Source organism: Cytophagia bacterium CHB2 (assembly GCA_030263535.1).
In the GTDB taxonomy this organism is placed as follows: Bacteria; Zhuqueibacterota; Zhuqueibacteria; order Zhuqueibacterales; family Zhuqueibacteraceae; genus Coneutiohabitans.
Genome location: SZPB01000310.1, coordinates 1 through 7,681 on the forward strand (window position 1 = coordinate 1; position 7,681 = coordinate 7,681).

Genomic DNA, 7,681 nt, shown 5'->3' on the forward strand with positions numbered 1-7,681 from the left:
GGGTGAAAAAACGCAACCCGGTACGCGTCCGAGCAAAGAAGATGAGTCGCCGACGGCCCCTCCCAGCGTGCCAGACGAAGACACGCCTCCGGACGCGGCGGCTGATTCCACCGGAAAAAGCAAGGATGAGAAAAAACGCGATCGGCGCAGCCGCACGTTTCCCAACCCGGTTACGGCACTGTTGCGCTGGTTCGGCGATTTCAAAGATGTGTCGCTTACCTATCGCAAAAGCGAGAATGTTGCGCACAACGGTATGAACGCGTTGTCGAGCGACAGCATTCGCATGGCCTACATGTTCGGATTCGTGCTCGACCCGGGGCCGCAACAGGAGGGAGGCATCGCCTCGAGCTTCCGCAATTATAACAAGTCGGAAAACATCTCGGCTTCCAGCGGCTTCGCGCTGACGCGCAATATCAACATCACGATGAGTTTTGATTATACGCGGCAAAAAACCGTGGCTTCACAAGTGCGCACGACGGGCAGCTCCTCGCTGTCATGGTTCAAGCTCGGCGATGCCAGCGGCCTGCCGTTTCCGAAATGGACGTTGAACGTTTCAGGTTTGGAAAAACTTCCCCTGTTCAGCCATGTGGCCAGCACGGTGAGCGCCAGTACGAATTTCAGCGGTGAAAAATCCTATAGCTGGCGGGATACGCCCGAACGCGCCGGCATTACCGATGAAAAATTCGCGTTCAGTTTTCAGCCCTTGCTGCGGCTCAACATCAGTTGGAAAAACGGCATGACGTCCACCATTGCCTACAACATCAACAACGGCTATTCGCCGCAATACAACATCAGCAAAGCGCCGCCGCTACCCGGCGAAGATTTGGTTGCGTATTACTTCCAGAGCGCCTCCTTCTCGGAAGGCTCTGACATTTCAGTGACGCACAGCTATTCCAAACGTTCGGGTTTCCGGCTGCCATTTCCGTTCTTGAAGAACAAAGAATTGAAGAATTCAGTGGATTTGAACGTCACCTTCAACTACAAAACGAGTGAAACCAACTCGCAGTTGGCGGATGCCAGCGGCGGCAAAACAGATAAGATCTTGAATAGCAAAACCAAGCTCTGGTCGTTCCGGCCTGAAATGCGGTATTCCTTCAGCAATCGCGTGCAAGGCGGCGCGCATCTCGACATCGGCAAAAATGAAGACAACCGCAACGGCAAAGTGAGCTTTACGGAATTCGGCATCAACATCAATATCGCGATTCGCGGCAATTAGAAAACGGCCGACGTGCGAGGTTTATAGAGAAGAGATTCTTCAAATATCCAAAGCCAGCCTTCGCACGTTCGCCGGCGGCCGTTGCGCGCCAAACGTGTAATCTCCCGCCTTCATTCATCTCTCCGCTTCGGTGATCAATTTCTCGACATTGGAATAAAATTCTGAAGGTGTCCCGCGGACTGAAATGAAATCCCGCTGAAAAGGCTTTTGCTTGTTTCTCGTTTCTCCTTTGTTGCGGCCCAAACCTGCGGTTGTCAGCTTGTCCGGACTTTATCACGGCCTTTTCAAATCAAAGATAAAGTGATTATGGCCGAGATTGCAAACGGCGTGTTATGAAATGATACAAAAACGTGTCCGCGTGTAATACGAAAACACCTGAATCAAGCCGTGCGCAAAACACGCGATTGCTGGTAGAACTGTAACTTCCTCGCATCAAAATAAATCGGTGGGTTCAACCTGCTGCACCGCCGAGCTTTGGCCTACTTCATCAATGTGACAATCCCCGGTCACGGCGCCGGCTACGACGCGTTTCTCGCTGCTTCGCAACGCATCACACCGGGAAAAACTCCTGCAACAGAACATGAACATCTCGCCGCGGCAAGTCTCAGCCGAAAACATTGTATCAGGGGGAAACATTCAGACGATGTTTTGACGGCGCGCACGGCTTAAAAAAAGAGATAACTCTTTGTTTAATTGTGAAAACGCCTCGCCCAGGGTTTTGTCTTGTAGGCATAACGTTTGCTAAAATGGAGCGCATTGCAATCATCTTGCGGCGGTTATCGGAGATAACTTCCGGCAAATCCACTGGCACTGTTCACGCAACTTTGAGACGCATCAGATGGACTCCAAAAAACTTTCCTACCTAATTCCGAGGATTGTGAGAGGTGGATACTCCCAAGGGGAACTTGTTGAGTTTATCAATCTCGTGCAGAAGATTTCTCTTAGTTATCTGAAGTATCAGGAAGTCATTGGCAAGCATATTCGATGGGAACGTCGCCGCAAAAGCGGAGAGTTGGATGATCTCGCCATCGATTGCGTTGCCGGTCTGTTCATGCGCAATGATAACAACGAATTTGTGCAATTGCGCCGTTATTTTGGCCCGTACATCGATGCCCATGTCGATCCCAATGATGTCGAGCTGCTCATCATGCTGCGCCGGCTGGTGATCAAAAAAACCAAACAGGAATTGTCACGCATTTTCAAGGAACGTGATCCCGAAGGCGCGAAGATCATCCGCAACATTCGCGTGGCCGTCAAGAATGCCAGCGACCTGGGCACGTTTCGCGAGATGGGCCGCGAGTATATTTTCGTGAAAAAAGCGCGCAGCGCGCGGCATGCCGCCTCGGCAACCTCCATCGCAACGATTGACACGCATCCGGAGCCGGTTGCCAGCCCCGCGGAATTCACCAAAGAAGATCTGAATTATCTGCGCAAAGCCAAGCCCAGCATTCCGGAGAAGTCGTTGAAGAACCATTACCTCGAGCTGTACACGCCGAAAGATCACGTCTCCACCACCATTCGCAAAATGCTGTCCGTCGTCACCATCGACGAGCGCTATCAAAATTATTTGCCCACGGACGTGGTCGCGCGCCTCATTCGCCATACCAATCTTGAAGTCGTCCGCAATCGTCTCATCGCGCAAATCGAAGACATTTCGCCGTTGGATTATGTGCGGCTGAAAGAAATTGAACAAGCCAAACAAAAGGTGCTGCAACGGGTTCGCGTTAAGATACAGAATCAGTATGTTGCCAGCGGGAAGATTCCCGAGGAAAAAGGCGACGTTTATTATCGTACGCTCGCAGATGTGCTGGAAGACATTACGCACAGCAAGAAAATCGAATCCTATTTTCGCCATTTGCGCAAATACATGCCGGATTTGACGCAACGCCGGTATCGTCAGGAAGAGCGCACGATCTTTGAATATTTAGGCAAGTTGACCAAAAAATGGTTTCGCGAATATCTCAAAGAATTGCTGTAACTCGCTAATTTTCAAGGCGAGATTTCGCGGGTATTTTTTGGGTAAATGTTGGCAACGGTTTTTCCGTGAAATAGGGTCTTTGTCAGTATATTGAGAGTACAAATTTGAAAGATCAGCGTTCGTGGATGAGACAGTCTGACCCAGGAACAGGAAAACGCTGATGACAAGACCCTAACCACCCTTTTCTTGCGTTAGGACGATAACTGCAGGGAAAGGTGAATCTTCACGATGAAAACATGAAGAAAAACTATCATCGCCAGTGGAACAGGATCCCCCGGCCGTTCGGGGTGATCAGGGAAGAGTGCTTAGATGCAGAGTCGCTGGAATTCGTACTCTTGAACGCCTCCCACAACCGCTCGTTGTACGAGAACTTTGCCGGGCATTTTGTGGCATGCGAGCACTGCCAGCGCCGAATCCGGGCGTTGCAAACGTTTTATGGCATTTTGGAGGCCGAGTTACGACGGCCGGCTTCCCCCAAGCTCGTGCAAATGGCTCGCAAACTGGCAGCGCCGGTTGAATAAATTGTGAAGACCCCGGGCCTGCTGCATCACGGTGCAGGCCCGTGCTTCTCTGTTTGGTGGGTTATGAAGATGGCGGCGTTTTCCGCTGTCGGATCTTTTCATTTCCCCCTGCCGAATTCATGAGCCTGCGTCAACCGACGCGGCGCCATCCCATTCCTGTGTCCACACCTTAATTCTTGCCGCCAGAAAAAACCTTGACCGGTGCGATGAATTCCAGTATATTCGTCTGCATAAAAATCATTGCTAATGATGATTTAATCGGCGGCGCCCAAACGCTACGCACCTCTTTATAAATCGCCTTTCGGCAACGGCGGTCGAAAGATAAATTTCAACAGCTTGGCGGACTTCTTTGAGCAAATTCGGTATGCCGAAAATCTTGCTGATGACGGCAGGCGCAGAGGGGTAGGAGAATTCGCCAAACGCGAACTTGCGGTAGGCTGCAATGGATAATCCAACCATTTTGGTCGCAGACGGCGATCCCAAAAATCTTCAAATTTTGCGCGAGAATCTTGAAACCGCCGGTTTCGAGGTTATTGTTGCTGCGGACGGCATGCAAGCGTGGCAAAAAATTTCATCGAGCGTGCCGGATCTCATTCTCTCCGAGGTCAATCTTCCCAAACTCGACGGCTTTCAGTTGCTGGAAAAGTTGAAGGCCGATCCCGTCACTTCTTCCATCCCGCTGATGTTCTTGACCAATCGCCGGGAATTGCAGGATCGCGTGCGCAGCTTGCGCGGCGGCGTGAAGGATTACATGATCAAGCCGCTGCACATCAAAGAAGTGCTGGCGCGCATTCGCATGATCTTGCGCCGCATGGAACGCATCAAAGAAGATGAAGCGGAAACCGCCAAGAAACTGGTGGGCCGCCTGGAAGAGTTCAGCCCGGTGGATTTGATTGAAAGCTTCGGCGTGGAGCGCAAAACCGGCGTGCTGACCCTGCACAATGAAAACAACCGCAACGGCGAAATTTATTTTCGCGACGGCGCGGTGGTGAACGCTTCGCTCGGCAATCTCAAGGCCGAAAAGGCGGTTTATCAAATGCTGCCGTGGAAGCACGGACATTTCACCATGATCTTCAAGGAAATCAACGTGCCGGACGAAATCTCCGTCAGCAACCTCGGCCTGTTGCTGCAGGGCTTCAAACGCATGGAAGAACGCGAGCGTCTGTTCAAGCTTTTGCCCTCGCCAGAAACCACTTTTGTCATTACCGATACGTTCCAAAGTATTCTGCAAAAACGCGAGCTGACCACCGAAGTTTCGCGGTTCGTGAGCCTGATCGACGGCCGCCGCGACCTTCTGCAAATCATCGACGAAAGTACCTACGATGATATCAAAACGCTCGAACGCCTGGTCAAGCTTTATCAGCAAGGATTTATCAAGCCTTCGAAAACGATTATTACCTCGGAAGACGACGAGCGAGATTTGTCCTCGACTCTGGCTGAGCCTAAAATTTTGGAAAAAATTTCGGCAGAGATCGCGCCGGCGCCGGTGAATTTCAAAGTGACGGCCGTGCGCAGCGAAAAAACAGCAACACCTGCGCCCGCCTCGCGTGAACGCATGGAGAAGGCAAGCGAAACCGCTCCTCTCCGGCAGGCTGAAGCGAAAGAACAGTCTCCAATCCCGCCAACACCGCCAAAATCCGAGCCGCCTCCGGAAGCTGAACCGCCTCAAACTCTCGATGAGATAACAGAGGTATCGGTGGTCGACAGTAGTGAGACGCAAAGTTTCAAATTCCCGGAAACCACCACGATGCGTCCGTTGGAAGATGTCGATCTGACCGACGATTCGGAGCTGGCAACCTTGCCCAGTTTTTGGCATGAACACGCTGATGAGATTTGGGGAACGCCGCAAGGCGGCAACGGCGCGGACGGCCCGACAATCGAGTTGCGCGAAGAAGCGCCGGAAGAAGAGACCGGCGATGATTTTGCGCCCTCGCCGGAGCCGTTGCCCGAGGAACGGGTTGCCGAAGACACGAACGAGGCGGAATCGGCTTTGCTTCCGATCGATTTGCAGGATATCATGTCACGCCCGGTGCAAATGCCGAGCTTTCTGCAAGATGAGCCAAAGCACGCGTCACATGACGAGATAACCGCCTCTCCGGAGGAAGTTGCGCCGCCAGAATTCGAGCCTTCGCCTATTTCTCTGGAAAACATCGCCGCATTTTTTGAAAATCCCGAGGAGCCGACTGAGAATATTCCCGTTGCCGATCGCCTTGAGCCGCTGGAACAATCTGCGGCCATCAACGGCCAGGTTGACTCGAAAAAGTTTGAAGCCGTCAAACCTGCGATTCCGCCGGATATTCCACCGGCAGCGGCGATTACTCCCACTCCTGCCATTCCAGACGAACAAGACCGGGATGATCAGATCGCGCCGGCCCTGCAACGATTGCTGCAGCAGCGCCAGCCCGCGCGTCCCAAACTGGTGGTGATTGGGCGCGATAGCTTTTATCTCTCGGCTTTTGTCAAAAGCCTGGCCGGCGCGCAAGCGAATTTGCGTAAAATCGAAAGCGCAACGTTCCGGCATTTGGAAATCGGCGAGCGCCAATTGCCCGCGCAGCAAGCGTTCGAAATTATTGGTATATCGATGGAGCAACAATTTACCCAGTTGCTCGCAAATGTGGCACACGATTTGGTAAGCTTTATTTTAGTGATTGAAGCGCATCATCAAGAGGACTTAGGATATTGCGGCTATTTGCTGAAGATGCTGAAAGCAAGTTATAAAATTCCGTTCGGCATTGCCGTAATCAAAGCACAGGAGAAGAAAAACTTGTCGCCGGATACGCTGCGTGACCTGGTGCATGCCGAGCCGGCGGATTATCTGCACGAGTGCAATCCTTCCGATCCCGCGTCGGTGGAAACATTTCTCGCCGGTTTGGTGAGCGACGCCAATCTGACGCGCTGGTAGCCGGCGGCGCCGCTTGCCCCGCTGCCTCATGCTCGTGTTACGGCCGGCAGTCAATCATGGCACAGGCGGTTCATCCCCAAGATTAGAGACTTCGCAGATTTCCTGTCGTGATGTCGCGGATGGGATGGCATCGTTGCCCCTTCTTCTTGGCAAGCCGTAGTTATTAAATTGACAGCGGGGCAGCGCGTTTCATCTTAATCACGTTTTGATCGCGCGCGCAACAAAAAAACGCAAGCTCGGCAACAAAATTTCATCTCATGGATCGCAAACGCATACTAATTAATGATAAAGATCCGCGTGAAGTCGCGGATTTGCGCAAGGCTCTGGTGGCCACCGGCTACGATGTGCGCCTGGCGGACAGCTCCTCGCAAACGCTCGAGCTGATCGAGGCCTTCAAGCCCAATTTGCTGATTTCGGAAGTGCGCATGCCGGTGATGGACGGCCCCCATTTGCTGCAAGAGGTGCGCAACCGCCCTTCAACGCAATCGTTGCTGTTTGTGATGATCGGCAAATTGAAAACGGTCGATGAGCGCGTCAACATTTTGAAACTGTCAATCGATGATTATTTGCAAAAACCGTTTGACATCGACGAGGCCGTGGTGCGCATCGACAATCTCATCAAAGAAATCGAGCTGCTTTCTGCATCTTCGCAGCCGCGCTGGCGGGGATTCAACGGCCAGTTGACCGAAATGAATCTCGTCGATTTGCTGCAGACCATCGAAGTCGGCAAAAAAACCTGCGTCATCAAGCTGCGCGTCAATGATAAAGAAGGCAAAGTCTACATTACCGAAGGCCAGGTGATTGACGCCGAGCTGGGCAGCCTCGAAGCCAAACAGGCTTTGTTGCGCATGTTCACCTGGACGGAAGGCTCGTTTCAAGTCGAATTGCGGCCGCATGAGCGCACGCGCATGCTCACCATTGCCAACCGCGATTTGATTTCCGAAGGCCTGACGCGGCAATACCGCTGGAGCCAGTTGGCCGCGCAATTGCCGCCGCTGCATGCGGCGATCACGCGCGCACACACCAAAACGCCGGTGTTGAACGAGGAAGAACAAGCGCTGATG

4 protein-coding genes are annotated in these 7,681 nt (G+C 52.5%); all 4 read left to right on the plus strand.

The genetic code is table 11. The features are described from left to right. The first annotated feature begins 2,141 nt into the window (after positions 1-2,141). Positions 2,142-3,194, plus strand: coding sequence for a hypothetical protein (locus FBQ85_23000; protein ID MDL1878012.1), 1,053 nt, complete (start codon positions 2,142-2,144; stop codon positions 3,192-3,194). Positions 3,195-3,430: 236 nt separating this feature from the next. Next, positions 3,431-3,715 carry a hypothetical protein gene (locus tag FBQ85_23005; GenBank protein MDL1878013.1) on the plus strand — a complete coding sequence of 95 codons (285 nt, stop codon included), beginning with the start codon at positions 3,431-3,433 and terminating at the stop codon, positions 3,713-3,715. A 442-nt stretch (positions 3,716-4,157) separates the two neighbouring features. Beyond that, positions 4,158-6,617 carry a response regulator gene (locus tag FBQ85_23010; GenBank protein MDL1878014.1) on the plus strand — a complete coding sequence of 820 codons (2,460 nt, stop codon included), beginning with the start codon at positions 4,158-4,160 and terminating at the stop codon, positions 6,615-6,617. 257 nt (positions 6,618-6,874) lie between these two features. Next, a partial coding sequence (locus FBQ85_23015) for a response regulator (GenBank protein MDL1878015.1) occupies positions 6,875-7,681 on the plus strand: 807 nt, incomplete at its 3' end.